17 protein-coding genes are annotated in these 14,320 nt (G+C 61.0%); 4 read left to right on the top strand and 13 right to left on the bottom strand.

Annotated features, from left to right (window positions below):
* Nucleotide 1 precedes the first annotated feature (1 nt).
* Genes yihA through LOKVESSMR4R_RS15140 form a run of 4 tightly spaced genes read left to right on the top strand, consistent with a single transcriptional unit; the run spans nt 2 to nt 2,674 of the window.
* Nucleotides 2–649, top strand: coding sequence for a ribosome biogenesis GTP-binding protein YihA/YsxC (yihA, locus tag LOKVESSMR4R_RS15125; protein WP_087210134.1), 648 nt, complete (start codon nt 2–4; stop codon nt 647–649).
* 17 nt (nt 650–666) lie between these two features.
* Nucleotides 667–1,521, top strand: coding sequence for an acetylglutamate kinase (gene argB, locus LOKVESSMR4R_RS15130; RefSeq protein ID WP_420645891.1), 855 nt, complete (start codon nt 667–669; stop codon nt 1,519–1,521).
* A 2-nt stretch (nt 1,522–1,523) separates the two neighbouring features.
* Entirely contained in the window at nt 1,524–2,162 is a 639-nt protein-coding gene (locus LOKVESSMR4R_RS15135; protein WP_087210140.1) for a ferredoxin, read from the top strand.
* Entirely contained in the window at nt 2,159–2,674 is a 516-nt protein-coding gene (locus tag LOKVESSMR4R_RS15140) for a SixA phosphatase family protein (RefSeq protein WP_087210143.1), read from the top strand. The genes LOKVESSMR4R_RS15135 and LOKVESSMR4R_RS15140 overlap by 4 nt, the downstream gene beginning before the upstream one ends.
* A 31-nt stretch (nt 2,675–2,705) precedes the next feature.
* Here LOKVESSMR4R_RS15140 and LOKVESSMR4R_RS15145 read toward each other — a convergent pair whose 3' ends face one another.
* The 13 genes from LOKVESSMR4R_RS15145 to rpsM form a co-directional block, all read right to left on the bottom strand.
* Nucleotides 2,706–3,500, bottom strand: coding sequence for an amino acid ABC transporter ATP-binding protein (locus LOKVESSMR4R_RS15145; protein WP_087210146.1), 795 nt, complete (start codon nt 3,498–3,500; stop codon nt 2,706–2,708).
* 12 nt (nt 3,501–3,512) lie between these two features.
* The gene (locus LOKVESSMR4R_RS15150; protein ID WP_087210150.1) at nt 3,513–5,006 is read right to left on the bottom strand and encodes an amino acid ABC transporter permease; all 1,494 of its coding nucleotides are present in this window, start codon (nt 5,004–5,006) and stop codon (nt 3,513–3,515) included.
* A gap of 1 nt (nt 5,007) precedes the next feature.
* Nucleotides 5,008–6,222, bottom strand: a complete 1,215-nt coding sequence (locus tag LOKVESSMR4R_RS15155) for an amino acid ABC transporter permease (RefSeq protein WP_087210153.1) — start codon at nt 6,220–6,222, stop codon at nt 5,008–5,010.
* 126 nt (nt 6,223–6,348) lie between these two features.
* The gene (locus LOKVESSMR4R_RS15160) at nt 6,349–7,368 is read right to left on the bottom strand and encodes an amino acid ABC transporter substrate-binding protein (RefSeq protein ID WP_087210156.1); all 1,020 of its coding nucleotides are present in this window, start codon (nt 7,366–7,368) and stop codon (nt 6,349–6,351) included.
* A 220-nt stretch (nt 7,369–7,588) separates the two neighbouring features.
* Nucleotides 7,589–8,299 (bottom strand): ATP12 family chaperone protein, encoded by a 711-nt coding sequence (locus LOKVESSMR4R_RS15165; protein WP_087210159.1) that lies wholly within the window; start codon nt 8,297–8,299, stop codon nt 7,589–7,591.
* Nucleotides 8,296–8,973 carry an HAD-IA family hydrolase gene (locus LOKVESSMR4R_RS15170; protein ID WP_087210162.1) on the bottom strand — a complete coding sequence of 226 codons (678 nt, stop codon included), beginning with the start codon at nt 8,971–8,973 and terminating at the stop codon, nt 8,296–8,298. Before LOKVESSMR4R_RS15170 ends, LOKVESSMR4R_RS15165 begins: the two co-directional genes overlap by 4 nt.
* On the bottom strand, nt 8,966–10,021 hold the full coding sequence (locus tag LOKVESSMR4R_RS15175; RefSeq protein WP_087210165.1) for an RluA family pseudouridine synthase: 1,056 nt from the start codon (nt 10,019–10,021) through the stop codon (nt 8,966–8,968). The genes LOKVESSMR4R_RS15170 and LOKVESSMR4R_RS15175 overlap by 8 nt, the downstream gene beginning before the upstream one ends.
* On the bottom strand, nt 10,018–10,377 hold the full coding sequence (gene crcB / locus LOKVESSMR4R_RS15180; RefSeq protein ID WP_087213369.1) for a fluoride efflux transporter CrcB: 360 nt from the start codon (nt 10,375–10,377) through the stop codon (nt 10,018–10,020). The genes LOKVESSMR4R_RS15175 and crcB overlap by 4 nt, the downstream gene beginning before the upstream one ends.
* Before the next feature lie 31 nt (nt 10,378–10,408).
* Nucleotides 10,409–11,719, bottom strand: a complete 1,311-nt coding sequence (locus LOKVESSMR4R_RS15185; protein WP_087210168.1) for a replication-associated recombination protein A — start codon at nt 11,717–11,719, stop codon at nt 10,409–10,411.
* A gap of 84 nt (nt 11,720–11,803) precedes the next feature.
* Nucleotides 11,804–12,223 (bottom strand): 50S ribosomal protein L17, encoded by a 420-nt coding sequence (rplQ, locus tag LOKVESSMR4R_RS15190; protein WP_087210171.1) that lies wholly within the window; start codon nt 12,221–12,223, stop codon nt 11,804–11,806.
* 184 nt (nt 12,224–12,407) lie between these two features.
* Nucleotides 12,408–13,424 carry a DNA-directed RNA polymerase subunit alpha gene (locus LOKVESSMR4R_RS15195; RefSeq protein WP_162290738.1) on the bottom strand — a complete coding sequence of 339 codons (1,017 nt, stop codon included), beginning with the start codon at nt 13,422–13,424 and terminating at the stop codon, nt 12,408–12,410.
* Nucleotides 13,425–13,537: 113 nt separating this feature from the next.
* A complete protein-coding gene (rpsK, locus tag LOKVESSMR4R_RS15200; RefSeq protein WP_019953332.1) occupies nt 13,538–13,927 on the bottom strand; it encodes a 30S ribosomal protein S11 in 390 nt (129 codons plus the stop codon).
* A gap of 13 nt (nt 13,928–13,940) precedes the next feature.
* The gene (gene rpsM, locus LOKVESSMR4R_RS15205) at nt 13,941–14,309 is read right to left on the bottom strand and encodes a 30S ribosomal protein S13 (protein WP_087210178.1); all 369 of its coding nucleotides are present in this window, start codon (nt 14,307–14,309) and stop codon (nt 13,941–13,943) included.
* Nucleotides 14,310–14,320: the final 11 nt, after the last annotated feature.

The following is a 14,320-nucleotide window of genomic DNA, read 5'->3' on the forward strand; positions in this document are numbered from 1 at the left end:
GATGGAACTGCGATTCCCCCAAGCGCCCGACCCTGATGACACCTCCAAAGAGGCCGGGCGCATGCTGTTCGCGGGCGAAACCACCTTTGTCAAAGGTGTGGTCGCCATGGATGGCCTGCCGCCCGCCGATCGGATCGAGGTCTGCTTTGCAGGCCGGTCCAATGTCGGCAAATCATCCCTGATCAATGCGCTGACCGGCCGCAAAGGGCTGGCGCGCGCCTCCAACACGCCCGGCCGCACGCAGGAAATCAACTTTTTCACCGCAGGCGATATCTATGTCGTCGATTTGCCGGGCTACGGATTCGCGAATGCCCCTGTCGCGGTGGTCGAAAAATGGCAGCGCCTGTTGAAACAATATCTGCAAGGCCGCCAGACCCTGCGCCGTGTGTTCGTGCTGATCGACGCGCGCCATGGCGCCAAGGCCGTGGACGAGGAAATCATGTCCCTGCTTGACGCCTCGGCCGTGACCTTTCAGGTGGTGATGACCAAGGTCGATAAATTGCGCGGCGATGCGCTGGCGGATTCGCTGGCCAAGACCCGCGCGGCGCTGGTCAAACACCCAGCCGCCTATCCCGAGCTGATCCTGACATCGGCCGAAAAAGGTGACGGCATCCCCACATTGCGCGCCATCATCGCAGGGATCTCATGAAGAAAAGGACCGCCGACATGAACCGTGACTGGATCGCGACCGCCCGCACCCTGTCCGAGGCCCTGCCCTATCTGCAACGCTATTCCGGCGCTGTTGTCGTCGTGAAATTCGGCGGCAATGCCATGGGCGACGCCGATGCGATGGCCGAATTCGCCCGCGATATCGTGCTGATGAAACAGGTCGGCATGAACCCTGTCGTCGTGCATGGCGGCGGGCCGATGATCAACCAGATGCTCGACAAGCTCGGCATCAAGACCGAATTCGTGCGCGGCCAGCGGGTGACCGATCAGGACACGGTCGAAGTCGTCGAAATGGTGCTGACCGGCCTTGTGAACAAACGCATCGTGCAGGCGATCATGGACGAAGGCGGGCGCGCTGTCGGCCTGTCGGGCAAGGATGACGATCTGATGGTCGCCGAGGCGCTGAACCCCGAACTGGGCTTTGTCGGCCGTCCTGTGGAAATGAATGTGCAAGTTTTGCGCGATCTGAACGCGGCGGGGATCATTCCCGTCGTGGCCCCCGTCGCCACCGGCATGGATATGCTGGAAACCTTCAACGTGAACGGCGACACGGCGGCCGGTGCGATCGCAGGCGCGCTCAAGGCGGACCGCCTGTTGTTGCTGACCGATGTGCCCGGCATCAAGGATGCCAGTGGCGAGGTTGTGACCCAGCTGACCCCCGATCAGGTCCGCGCGATGATCGCCGATGGCACGATCAATGGCGGCATGATCCCCAAGGCCGAAACCGCGCTGTTGGCAGTGGAACAAGGCGTGCGCGCGGTGGTGATCCTTGACGGGCGGCTGCCCAATGCCAGCCTGCTGGAACTCTTCACCGAACATGGCGCCGGATCCATCATCCGCGAGCCACGCTGAGGATGACCGCCAGCGCCCTTGACGCGGCATTGGCCCGGCACGGGCTACATGTCGCGGGCGCGTTCCAGATCCGGCCGGATGATGCATTGCCGCGCAAGGACGGATCATTGGTCCTGATCAGCCCGGCAGAACCCAGCTTCTGGCCCATCTTCACCGCCAGCCCCGAATATCGCGACGGCCAGCCCGACCCGATGGACCGCTGGTCGCGGCGGATCGGTGATGCGCTGGCAGGCGATTTCGACGCGCTGGCGCTTTACCCCTTTGGCGGCGCACCGTTCCTGCCCTTCTATACCTGGGCGCTCCGGTCTGGCCGGGCTTGGGCCTCGCCGATCGGGTTTCTGGTGCATGACACAGGCGGGCTGTTCATCTCTTACCGGATGGCGCTGCTGGTGCCGTGGCGCGTCCCCGCATCCACAAGCACATTCCCCTGCGACAGCTGCGCAGACCAACCATGCGCCAGCGCCTGCCCTGTGGGGGCCTTTGCCGATGGCTATGACGTTGCGGCCTGCAAGGATCACTTGCGCAGCCCGGCGGGACAGGATTGCATGACCCAAGGCTGCGCCGCGCGCCAGGCCTGCCCGCTGGGCCAAGGCCGTCGCCTGCCCGCCCATGCCGCCTTTCATATGAGGTCTTTTCTATGACGCTCACATTGATCCTGATCCGCCATGCAAAATCCGGCTGGGACGATCCTTTCGCACAAGATCATGCCCGCGTGCTGAACAGCCGTGGTCGGGCCGCGGCCCCCGCCATCGGCGCATGGCTCGCCGCCCAAGGGCATCTGCCAGAGCTGGTTTTATGCTCTGATGCCGCGCGCACGCAGGAAACAGCGGCGCTGATCCTGCCACATCTTGCGCCCGCGCCGGCGTTGCAGCTGGTACCTGCGCTTTATCACGCCAGCCCCGATACGATGCTGGACCAGCTGCGCAAACAGACCGCCCGCAGCGTGGCGATGATCGGGCATAATCCGGGCATCGCCATGTTCGCCGCAGGCATGATCAGCCAGCGCCCCGCGCATCCGCGCTTTGGCGATTACCCAACCTGCGCCACCTGCGTGATCACCTTCGACATCGACCATTGGGGCAATGCCGCCCGCCACAGCGGCAGCTGCGCAGCTTTCATCACCCCCGCCGACCTGCCCATCTTCAGAGCGTAAATATCCCCGCCGGAGGCCAGAAAGTTTTTCTTCAATGCCCCAGGATCTGGCTCAGGAACAGCTTGGTCCGTTCAGATTGCGGGTTGTTAAAGAATTCTTCCGGCTCGTTCTGCTCGACGATCTGGCCCTGATCCATGAAAATCACACGGTTCGCCACCTGACGGGCAAAGCCCATCTCGTGCGTGACGCAGAGCATGGTCATGCCATCCTCGGCTAGGCTGACCATCGTATCCAAGACTTCCTTGATCATTTCAGGGTCCAGCGCCGATGTCGGTTCATCAAACAGCATGATCCGCGGACGCATGCACAAGGACCGCGCAATGGCGACGCGCTGCTGCTGGCCGCCTGACAGCTGACCGGGGTATTTCAGCGCCTGTTCGGGGATCTTGACCTTGGTCAGGAAATGCATCGCAATTTCCTCGGCCTCGCGCTTGGGGATCTTGCGCACCCAGATCGGGGCCAACGTGCAGTTTTCCAAGATCGTCAGATGCGGGAAAAGGTTGAAATGCTGGAACACCATCCCGACCTCGGACCGGATCCGGTCGACGTTCTTCAGATCGGATGACAGCACCGTACCATCCACGGTGATCTGGCCTTTTTGATGTTCTTCCAGCGCGTTGATGCAGCGGATCAGCGTCGATTTGCCAGAGCCGGACGGGCCCGCAATGACGATCCGTTCACCGCGCTGCACCGTCAGGTCGATGTCGCGCAGCACATGAAAGGTGCCATACCATTTGTTCATGTTACGGATTTCAATCGCCACCTCATCCGAGACATTGGCGGCGATCCGCGCCATGCCGGCGGTATCCAGTTCAACTTGTGCCATGATACTCTCTCCTCAGCGGTGGTCGGTCTGGAGACGGCGCTCCAGATACATTGAATAACGGGACATGAAGAAGCAGAACATGAAGAACAGCCCCCCCACAAAGATGTAAAGTTCCCAATAGATGCCGTTCCATTCGCTGGTGGCGCGGATCGCATTGGTCAGGCCCAGCGGATCACGCAGACCGATGAAGACCACCAAAGTCGTATCCTTGAACAGGCCGATAAAGGTGTTCACGATGCCCGGGATCGAGATTTTCAGCGCCTGCGGCAAGATGATCAGCCGCATGGATTTCCAGTAATCCAGCCCCAGCGAATCCGCCGCCTCATATTGGCCCTTGGGCAAGGCGGCCAGCCCGCCGCGCACCACCTCGGCCAGATAGGCAGAGGCAAAGAGTGTCACCATGATGATCACCCGCAACAGCAAGTCGAACGTGGTGCCAGGTGGCAGGAAGTAATTCAGCAGGGTAGAGGCTGTGAACAGCCAGACGATCAGCGGCACGCCGCGGATCACCTCGATGAAAGACACGCAGACCCATTTGATCAGCGGCATCGACGATTGCCGCCCCAGTGCCAGCGCAATGCCCAATGGCAATGACAGCACGATCCCCGAGGTGCCGATGATGATGGCCAGCATGAAGCCGCCGAAATTATCGGATGGGATGTAAGGCAGCCCCCAAGGCATTGCCGCATCCAGCGCCCCGCGCAGCTGCGGCAGCAAGGGGAACAGCCCGTCGACGCCAATCGCGCCCAGCGGGTTCATGAAGATCGCCAGAAACACCACCAGCGACACGATCAATCCGCCCAGGCTGCCAATGAACCCGGCGGCATAGCGCCCGGCCATGATCGTGGCCAAAAGGCCCAGCGCCACCAGCGCTGGCAGCCAGACCGACCCGCCCCACAGCAGGAAAAATGCGATGAACGGATAGATCAGCGAAAAGATCAGCAAACTGCGTGGCAGGTTGGAATAAAGGATCGGCGCCACGGCCACGACCAGCAAGGCCAGCGCCGCCAGCGGCCGCCAATAGCCAAAGAAAAAGATCGCGGCATTGCTGACGTCGTCTTTCATCGCCGAAATAAAGGCAACTTGCTGCGTGGCGTTGAAACCACCGCCAAAGACCACCTCTGCGCCACCGGCGGCGGCCAGTTCCTCGGCATAAAACAGCCGTGCCAGCACCGGATTGTCCGTTGGATAGAACCCGAACAACATCTGCAGCCAGCGTTCGTTGATGACCGCCCAGCAAGCGGCGCTTTCCAGCCCGCGCGCATCGCGGATTTCACGGCATTCATTCAGCGAGCCTGCGTCCCAGATCCCGTTGAAAACCCACGGCAGCGTGCCCGACAGGACCGACCAGACGACATAGATCGCGAGGATCGTCATCAAGGAATTGAACCATCCGGCGAACAGGTTTTCGCGCAGCCATTTGATCACACCGGCCGTGCCCGGCGGCGGCGGCGATTCAGGCAGCATATCGCTGCGGACATAGGCGACTTTTGGTGCTCCGCTCATCTCAGCGCTCCTTCAGCTTGACGCCGGAATTATAGAAATTCATGGCCGATGAAATGATCAGACTGGTGATCAGATAGAAAATCCCCAACAGCAGGATACCTTCCAACTCGCGCCCGGTCTGGTTAACGGTGATGCCGCCCAGCGTAGAGCGTGCATCCATATATCCCACGGCCAGCGCCAGCGAGGAATTCTTGGTCAGGTTCAGGAATTGCGAGATCAGCGGTGGAATGATGACGCGCAGCGCCTGGGGCAGGATGATCAGCTGCATCGTGCGGTTGGGCTGCATGCCCAGCGCGAACGCCGCCTCTGTCTGGCCTTTCGAGACGGCCAAGATACCCGAGCGCACGATTTCCGCGATAAAGGCCGATGTATAAAGCGACAGCGCCAGCCAGAGCGCGATCAGCGAATTGCGCACCTGCAAACCGCCCTGGAAATTGAACCCGCCCAGCACCGGATAATCCAGCGTGATCGGCCGCCCCAGCGCAAAGAACGCCAGCGTGACGGGCAGCACCAACAATGCCAGCGACAAAGGCAGCACAGGCAGCTGCGCGCCGGTGTCTTCCTGGCGTTTGCGCGCGACATAGCGCAGCACGAAAATGCCGATGATCGACAGGATAAGGACCGCCACCACGATGCCGGACCCTTCGGCCCAGATCGGCCGCGGAATGAACACACCACGGTTGGTGATCGCGACACTATCGGCAAAGAGCATGGCCGCGCCGCCGTCGTCACGGAAATCGCGCGGCTGCGGGGTCGCTTCGGTCATCACGGCGAAAACGATCAGGATCCAGATCAGCAAGGGCGTGTTGCGCATACATTCGACGTAGATCGTCATGACACGCGCGACCAGCCAGTTGCTGGACAGCCGCAGAACGCCCGCGAAAACGCCGATCACGGTGGCCAGGATACAGCCCAGCACCGCCACCAGCAGCGTGTTCAGAATCCCGACCAAGGCCGCGCGGGCATGCGTGTCCTGCGAATTGAAGGGGATGAGCTGCTGGTTGATATCATAGCCTGCGGTGGACCACAGGAAATTGAAACTGATATCCTTGCCCAGAACCGCAAGGTTGGTCACGGTGTTATCAACCAGTTGCGCCAGGAACAGCATGATCATCATGGCGGCGACCACCTGGATGGTCAGCGACCTGTAACGCGCATCATAAAGCAACATGCTGATGCGGAATGTTTCGCGCGGTTGATCAGAAATGTCTGCCATGCGCAGTCCTCTGTCTGGATACGACAACAGGGGAACAAGAAACATCTTGCCCGCCAAAGGTCAGAATATCGGATGGGTGGATGATGAAAGGGGCCCGACCAAGGCCGGACCCCAAGCGATCAGCGATTAACGGAACGGGCCGCCATACATCAGGCCGCCTTCGGTCCACTGCGCGTTCAGGCCACGGGCCAGACCGACAGCGGTGGATTCACCGATGTTCGCTTCGAAGATTTCGCCATAGTTACCAACGGCGGACAGAACATTCACAGCCCAGTCTGCGTCCAGGCCGATCATCGCGCCCAATTCACCTTCGGTGCCAAGCAGGCGGTTGACCTCTGGGTTATCGGTGGGTGCTGCGGCCATTTCGGCAACATTCGCCTGGGTCACGCCGTATTCTTCGGCAGCGATCAGGGCATGGGTTGTCCAGCGAACGATATCGCCCCATGCGTTGTCACCGTGGCGCACTGCGGGGCCCAGGGGTTCTTTGGAAACGACTTCCGGCAGGATCACGTGGTCACCGGGTGCCTCGAATGTGGCGCGTGTCGCGGCCAGACCGGACACATCGGTGGTGTAGACGTCACAGGCACCGGCCAGATACTGCTGCTGACCTTCGGCATTGGTGGCGACTGGCACGGGCTCGTAGCTGATACCATTGGCGCGGAAGTAATCGGCCAGGTTCAGTTCGGTGGTGGTGCCGGTCTGGATGCAGACGGTTGCGCCATCAAGTTCGGACGCCGAGGACACGCCCAGCGCGCGTGGCACCATGAAGCCCTGACCATCGTAATAGTTGATCGCAGGGAAATCGAGCGCAAGGTCGGTGTCGCGTGTGAAGGTCCAGGTGGAGTTACGGACCAGCACGTCAACTTCGCCAGCGGCCAGCGCGGTAAAGCGGGTCTGGCTTGTCAGCGGCACGAATTCCACGGCCTGCGCGTCACCCAGAACAGCAGCTGCAATCGCGCGGCACAGCGAAACGTCGAAACCTTCCCAGTTGCCGTTCGCATCGGGTGCGGCGAAACCAGCCAGACCTTCGTTCGATCCGCACTTCAAAGAGCCGCGCGCCTTCACGTCATCAAGCGTCGCTGCCGATGCGATACCGGCGGTCATGCCAGCAACGGCCAGCGCGCCGATAAATACGGTTTTTGTCATTTTTACCTCTTCCTGAGTTTCCGCCGATTAATTCGGCAGCCAGTTTTTATGCCACCCTTTGCAGGTGACGACTTTTGCAAAGGCATAGCCCTTGCCCGAGTTTGCCTAGATTGTCCGATGAAACGCCACCCGGTCAAGCGAAACTCGCATCTCGAACGATGCAAATGCCCTCAAAACAGGCGATCCACGGGACAAATGCCCAGATCAGCGCCACCTCTGACTATGGCCGCGACAGATGGTAGAATCTCTCTGCATGCAAGAAGGCGTCGCGCTTGACGGCAGCATTGGCCGCGGCATCATCATCAAGGCCCCATTGGCTGATCTGCCAGTCTTCATCAACGCGCGAGACATCCCAGGCGCGCAGCCCGTCCAGATGGCCGCGCATCACGGCAAGCGCCAGGATCAGCGAGCCTGACAGGCTGATCAGATCATGCGCTGCGGCCAGCCCGAAATCATCGGTGCGTTCCAGTTCACGCTGCAAAATCAAAATGCTTTCAGGTGCTTGCGGCACCGGCACGACGCCTTCGCCGATGGCCAGCGTCACCCCAAGATCGCGCGCGGCCCAGTCCAGCAGCGGGTCCCAGACCTGCCGCTGGCGCAGGACCAATCCATCCGGTGCCGGGGCGCGATAGCACAAAAGATCGCTGCTGCCATATTCCGCCAAAAGGCCGATCACCTCGGCCCTTTGGATGCGGACCTTGTCGATCGCGGCATTCGCGCTGCGCGTCACCGGCATGGTCCGCGGATCGACCAGACCGGTCTGCGCATCCCATTCCTGCGCCACCGCCACGGCCAGCGGCAGGGTCGGCACGATCAAGCCCGCCTTGGCGGGGGTTTTGACCGGACGCCCGTCCAAAGTGACGGTGAATCCCCCCTCGCAAGGCTCTGGCGTGGCAGTTTTCCAGAATCGTTTTGGTTTCCAGTCGCTCATGGTCTTGATCCGGTCAATTGGTCGATGGCAGGCAAAAGATCGGCAAAATCGTCGATCAGCAGATCAGGGCGCAGGCTGTCGGCATCGTGATAGCCCCAGGCCACCCCGATAGTGCGCACACCCGCCGCACGGCCCATATCCATGTCAAATGTCGTATCACCGATCATCACGGCGGCCCGTGCATCGGTGCCGGTCTCATTCAGCGCGGTCAGGATCATCGAGGGGTTCGGCTTGGACGGATGATCATCGGCCACCTGTTCGCTGTGGAACATCCCGCGCAGCCCGTGCCGTTCAAGGATCTTGTCGAGACCGCGCCGGGATTTGCCAGTAGCGACCGCCAGCAGCGTGTTATCCTGCCCGGCCAATGCATCCAGCGCCGCACGGGCACCGGGGTAAAGCGGGCTGAGCTCGCCTTTTCCATCCGCGCCGCGCAGGTCCATATAGGCATCCTTATATGCCTGCACCAGACGGGGGTGCCTGTCAGGGGGTTCGTCCGGGCAAAGCCGCGCCATCGCCACATCCAGCGACAGGCCAACGATGGACAAAAGCCGCTGGCGGTCGGGCAGCACCAGCGCTTCGGCGGCAAAGGCCGCTGTCATGGCGGCGACGATTTCGGCCTGGCTGTCAACCAGCGTGCCGTCCACGTCGAAGATCACAAGGCGCAGATCACTCATCGGGCATGTTGAACGGATCGACGGGGGCGTGGCCGACGACCCAGCCCACAAAATCCCAAGTGTTTTGCATATGCTCTGGCAGATCGGCGGTCAGATGCAGAATCTTGCCGGTGGCGGGATGTTCGATGGTCAGGCTGCGAGCATGCAAATGCATCTTGCGGCCAATCTCGCTGCCCATGCTGGCACCCCAGCCATCGCCAAGGTTTTCCTGCCCCGAGCCGCCATATTTGCCATCCCCGATGATCGGATGCCCGATCTCGGCCATATGCGCGCGCAGCTGATGGGTGCGGCCCGTGATCGGGACCAGCGCGCACCATGCCGCACGGCTGGCCAGCGTATCCATCACCGCATAATCGGATGTGGCGCGTTTCGCGCCCTCGGTGCTGGCAATCTCATTGGGGTGGACGCAGCGCATCTTTTCATTCTCGCCGCCCTTGCCATGGCCGGGGGCCTTGACCAACCCGTATTTGATCGTGCCTGCGCGCGGATGCGGCACACCGGCGACGGCGGCCCAGTAGATCTTGCGCGTTTCGCGATGCTTGAGGTTCTCGGTCAATTGCTTGGCCATCATCCGGGTGCGCGCCAGCAGCAGCACACCCGATGTGTCACGGTCAAGCCGGTGCACCAGACGCGGCTTTTCGTCATAGCCGAACATCAGCGCCTCGGCCATGCCATCGACGTGGCGGGTGGTATTGGTGCCGCCCTGCGTCGCCAACCCATGCGGCTTGTTGATCGCGATGATATGATCGTCGCGGTAGATCACGCAGGATTGGATCAGCTTGGCATCGGCCTTGGTCACGCCGTGGCGGGCCAGGGTTGCGGCGGCTGCCGCCTCTTCCTCGGTCGGCAAGGGCGGGATGCGGATTTTCTGGCCGACTTCCAGCCGCGTGCTGGTTTTCACCCGTCCGCCATCGACGCGCAATTCGCCCTTGCGGCACAGCTTTTCGATGCGCCCTTGGGTCAGATGCGGGAACAGGCGGCGCAGATAGCGGTCCAGCCGCTGATCGCCGTCGTCGGGGCCGATGGTTCTGGTGTGGACACCGCTCATGTCGTCATTCCTTTGGCAAGCCATAGGCCCAATCCGCAGGCCGCAATTGATAAAACCACCGAGGCCAGCACATAGCCGCCCGCCGCCGTGATGCGCCCCGCCTCGACCAGCCGCAGCGTATCGAGCGAAAAGGCCGAAAACGTCGTGAACCCGCCCAGCACGCCCGTCATCACGAAAGGCGCCCAGCCCTGCAACCCGCGCGCGGCCAGCAACACCCAGACCAGCCCGATGGCCAAAGACCCCGCAACATTGACCGCAAGCGTGCCCAGCGGAAAGGCCACGACCGATCCGACCAGATAGCGCAGCACAGCGCCAAGCGCGCCCCCAAGAGCGACAGAGATCACAGGTGTCATCACCGGCCTGCCTTGGCCTGTCGGCGCAGGGATGTCAATTCTTGCCCCGCTTGGCGCGCAATCCGGCAAAGAAATCGACACGCTTCTTGAGTTCGCGTTCGAACCCGCGGTCCACGGGCAGGTAATAAATGCCGCGCTTCATGGTTTCGGGGAAATAGTTCTGCCCGCTGAACCCATCCTCGGCATCGTGGTCATAGGCATAACCTGCCCCGAACCCCTGTTCCTTCATCAGCTTGGTCGGCGCGTTCAGGATATGCGCAGGCGGCGGTTCCGACCCCGTCTGCTTCGCCGCCGCCATCGCGGCCTTATAGGCGACATAGGCCGCATTCGATTTCGGGGCGAGCGCCAGATAAGTCACCGCCTGCGCGAGGGCCAATTCGCCCTCGGGCGATCCCAGCCGTTCATAGGTTTCCCAGCTTTGCAAACACACCGCCTGTGCCTGCGGATCGGCAAGGCCAATATCCTCGACCGCCATCCGCGTGATGCGGCGGGCAAGGTAACGCGGGTCTTCGCCCCCTGCCAGCATCCGCGCGAACCAGTAAAGGGCGGCGTCGGGGTCGGACCCGCGCACGGATTTATGCAGCGCGGAAATCAGGTTGTAATGTTCATCGCCCGATTTGTCGTATTTCGCGGCGCGTTTCATCAGCCGTTTGGTCAGGTCCTCGCGGGTCAGTTTCGCATCGGTTTTCCACGCCGCTACCTGTTCGATCAGGTTCAGCAGCGCGCGGCCATCGCCATCGGCCATATCCAGCAGCGCCGCGCGGGCATTGCCGTCCAGCGGCAGGGCGCGGCCCAGTTCCTTTTCGGCACGTTGGGCGAGCAATTCCAGATCGGTCAGCGTCAGGCGGGTCAGGATGAACACCTGCGCGCGGCTAAGAAGGGCGGCGTTCAGCTCGAAACTGGGGTTTTCGGTCGTGGCGCCGACCAGCAGGATTGTGCCGTCTTCCATATAGGGCAGAAAACCATCCTGCTGCGCCTTGTTGAAACGGTGGATTTCATCGACGAAGAGCAATGTGCCCTTGCCGTTCTGGCGGCGCATCTTGGCGGCCTCGAACACTTTGCGCAATTCCGGCACGCCGGTGAAAATGGCACTGATCTGGACGAAATGCAGATCGGTTTCATCCGCCAACAGCCGCGCGATCGTGGTCTTGCCCACGCCGGGCGGCCCCCAGAACACCAGCGAGGACAAGGCCCCCGACGCCAGCATCGTGCCCAAGGGCGCATCGGGGCCAAGCACTTGCTGCTGGCCAATCACCTCTGACAGATGTTTAGGGCGCAACCTATCGGCCAGCGGGCGCGGGCCTGCGGGGGCAGTATTCGGGGCGCTGTCGAACAGGTCGGGCATGGGCGGATGATAAGCCTATCGCGGAAAAGCGAAAGCCCCGCCAGACTGGCAGGGCTTTGCAAAAATCAGGTCGTGGCGGTGGAATTAATCTTCCAGCGCTTCGAATTCAGCCAGACGGGCCTTGTCGGCGGCACCTTTGGCATTCACGTCGCGGTCGACGAATTCGATGATCGCCATCGGCGCCATGTCGCCATAGCGGAAACCAGCCTTCATGATGCGGACATAACCGCCCTGACGTTCGGCATAACGTGGGCCGATGATTTCAAACAGCTTGGCTGTGTGGATGTCCTGCTTCAGCTGGGCATCGGCCTGACGGCGGGCATGCAGATCGCCGCGCTTGCCAAGGGTGACCAGCTTTTCAACGATGCGGCGCAATTCTTTGGCCTTGGGCAGCGTTGTCTTGATTTGTTCATGTTCGATCAGGGCCCCGGCCATGTTGGCGAACATCGCCTTACGGTGTTCGTGGGTCCGGTTCAGTTTGCGGTAACCGCTTGCGTGACGCATTTGAAGTCTCCTAAGGGTTTATACTTTGTCCAACGGTCTGATGCGTGCCAGCCGTATTATTGGGGCAGGATTGCCCAGGGGTCGTCCCCACCATGGTGGGCATTTCGGGGTGACGCGCCCCGGACATGATCCGGGGCCTCATTGGGTTTGCGCGAGGTCCCGGGTCACGCCCGGGACGGGTTGGTTAAAACTGGTCTTCGAACTTCTTGGCCAGATCTTCGATATTGTCCGGCGGCCAATCCTCGACGTCCAAGCCAAGGTGCAGACCCATACCCGACAACACTTCCTTGATTTCGTTCAAGGATTTGCGGCCAAAGTTCGGGGTGCGCAGCATTTCTGCTTCGGTTTTCTGGATCAGATCGCCGATATAGACGATGTTGTCGTTCTTGAGGCAGTTTGCCGAACGCACCGACAATTCCAGCTCGTCCACTTTCTTGAGCAACAGCGGGTTGAATTCCAGCCCGTCATCATCAGAACCGGTAGAGGCCGATTCAGGCTCGTCGAAGTTGACGAAGATCGACAGCTGGTCCTGCAGGATGCGCGCGGCATAGGCCACAGCATCGTCAGGCGACAGCGACCCGTCGGTTTCGACCTTCATCGTCAGCTTGTCATAATCCAGCACCTGACCTTCGCGGGTCGGCTGCACGTCATAGGACACCTTTTTCACCGGCGAATAGATCGCATCGATGGCGATCATGCCGATGGGGGCATCTTCTGGCTTGTTCTTGTCAGCGGCAACATAGCCTTTGCCGGTGTTCACGGTCAGTTCCATGTAAAGATCGGCACCATCGTCAAGGTGGCAGATCACATGGTCCTTGTTCAGGATCTCGATCCCGGCGGTTTCCGAGATATCGGCGGCGGTCACGACGCCCGGCCCTTTGGCCTGCACGGACAGACGCTTGGGGCCTTCGACTTCCATACGGATGGCGACGCCCTTGAGGTTCAGCACGATATCAGTGACGTCTTCACGCACGCCCGACACGGACGAAAACTCATGCAGCACGTTGTCGATCTGCACGGCGGTGATCGCGGCACCTTGCAGCGACGACATCAGGATGCGGCGCAGCGCGTTGCCAAGTGTCAGACCAAAGCCGCGTTCCAGCGGTTCGGCGACCATGGTGGCCTGACGCATCGGGTCATTGCCCGGCTTGACGTCCAGCTGCATCGGCTTGATCAGTTCAGCCCAGTTCTTGTGGATCATATGTCCCTCCATCCTTGTTTGCCTTCATGTCCAAAAAGGCAAACGCCCGAGGTTTCAAAATGACGGATTGGGGCCGCGCAAAAGATGCACGACCCCAACGCGTTCGAAGTGGTTTAGACGCGGCGGCGCTTTGGCGGGCGGCAGCCGTTATGCGCCATCGGGGTCACATCACGGATCGAGGTGATGTTGAAACCGACAGCCGCCAGCGCGCGCAGCGCGGATTCACGACCGGAACCGGGGCCTTGCACTTCGACTTCCAGCGTCTTGACGCCGTGGTCCTGTGCTTTCTTGCCCGCATCCTCGGCAGCCATCTGGGCGGCGTAAGGCGTGGATTTCCGCGACCCTTTGAAACCCATCGTGCCAGCGGACGACCATGCGATCGCATTGCCCTGCACATCCGAGATCAGGATCTTGGTGTTGTTGAACGAAGAATTCACATGAGCAACGCCAGCGGCGATGTTCTTGGAAACCTTCTTTTTGGTGCGTTTGGTATCGCGTGCCATCTGTCAGGTCCCCTTATTTCTTCTTGCCGGCAATGGCCTTTGCAGGGCCCTTGCGAGTGCGCGCATTGGTGTGGGTCCGCTGACCACGCACCGGCAGATTGCGGCGATGACGCAGGCCACGGTAGCAGCCAAGGTCCATCAGACGCTTGATGTTCATCTGGGTTTCACGACGCAGGTCACCTTCGACGGTGAGGTTGGCGTCGATGAATTCGCGGATCGACAGAATCTCGGCATCCGACAGATCGTTGACGCGACGTGTACGCTCGATCTTGGTTGCTTCGCAGATCTGTTCGGCAATGGCTGGGCCAATACCAGTGATATATGTCAGGGCGATTGGAACCCGCTTTGCAGTCGGGATGTTTACGCCGGCAATACGTGCCACGTGTGGTATTC

The sequence above is a fragment of the Yoonia vestfoldensis genome (assembly GCF_002158905.1).
Classification (GTDB): Bacteria; Pseudomonadota; Alphaproteobacteria; order Rhodobacterales; family Rhodobacteraceae; genus Yoonia; species Yoonia vestfoldensis_B.

Coding starts and splice junctions, on each gene's coding strand:
- LOKVESSMR4R_RS15135 (WP_087210140.1), top strand. CDS start 1,524: ATGACCGCCAGCGCCCTTGACGCGGCATTGGCCCGGCACGGGCTACAT.
- LOKVESSMR4R_RS15165 (WP_087210159.1), bottom strand. CDS start 8,299: ATGAGCGACTGGAAACCAAAACGATTCTGGAAAACTGCCACGCCAGAG.
- rpsK (WP_019953332.1), bottom strand. CDS start 13,927: ATGGCACGCGATACCAAACGCACCAAAAAGAAGGTTTCCAAGAACATC.
- LOKVESSMR4R_RS15145 (WP_087210146.1), bottom strand. CDS start 3,500: ATGGCACAAGTTGAACTGGATACCGCCGGCATGGCGCGGATCGCCGCC.
- LOKVESSMR4R_RS15140 (WP_087210143.1), top strand. CDS start 2,159: ATGACGCTCACATTGATCCTGATCCGCCATGCAAAATCCGGCTGGGAC.
- LOKVESSMR4R_RS15155 (WP_087210153.1), bottom strand. CDS start 6,222: ATGGCAGACATTTCTGATCAACCGCGCGAAACATTCCGCATCAGCATG.
- LOKVESSMR4R_RS15185 (WP_087210168.1), bottom strand. CDS start 11,719: ATGCCCGACCTGTTCGACAGCGCCCCGAATACTGCCCCCGCAGGCCCG.
- LOKVESSMR4R_RS15175 (WP_087210165.1), bottom strand. CDS start 10,021: ATGAGCGGTGTCCACACCAGAACCATCGGCCCCGACGACGGCGATCAG.
- LOKVESSMR4R_RS15160 (WP_087210156.1), bottom strand. CDS start 7,368: ATGACAAAAACCGTATTTATCGGCGCGCTGGCCGTTGCTGGCATGACC.
- argB (WP_420645891.1), top strand. CDS start 667: ATGAACCGTGACTGGATCGCGACCGCCCGCACCCTGTCCGAGGCCCTG.
- LOKVESSMR4R_RS15150 (WP_087210150.1), bottom strand. CDS start 5,006: ATGAGCGGAGCACCAAAAGTCGCCTATGTCCGCAGCGATATGCTGCCT.
- rplQ (WP_087210171.1), bottom strand. CDS start 12,223: ATGCGTCACGCAAGCGGTTACCGCAAACTGAACCGGACCCACGAACAC.
- LOKVESSMR4R_RS15195 (WP_162290738.1), bottom strand. CDS start 13,424: ATGATCCACAAGAACTGGGCTGAACTGATCAAGCCGATGCAGCTGGAC.
- LOKVESSMR4R_RS15170 (WP_087210162.1), bottom strand. CDS start 8,973: ATGAGTGATCTGCGCCTTGTGATCTTCGACGTGGACGGCACGCTGGTT.
- yihA (WP_087210134.1), top strand. CDS start 2: ATGGAACTGCGATTCCCCCAAGCGCCCGACCCTGATGACACCTCCAAA.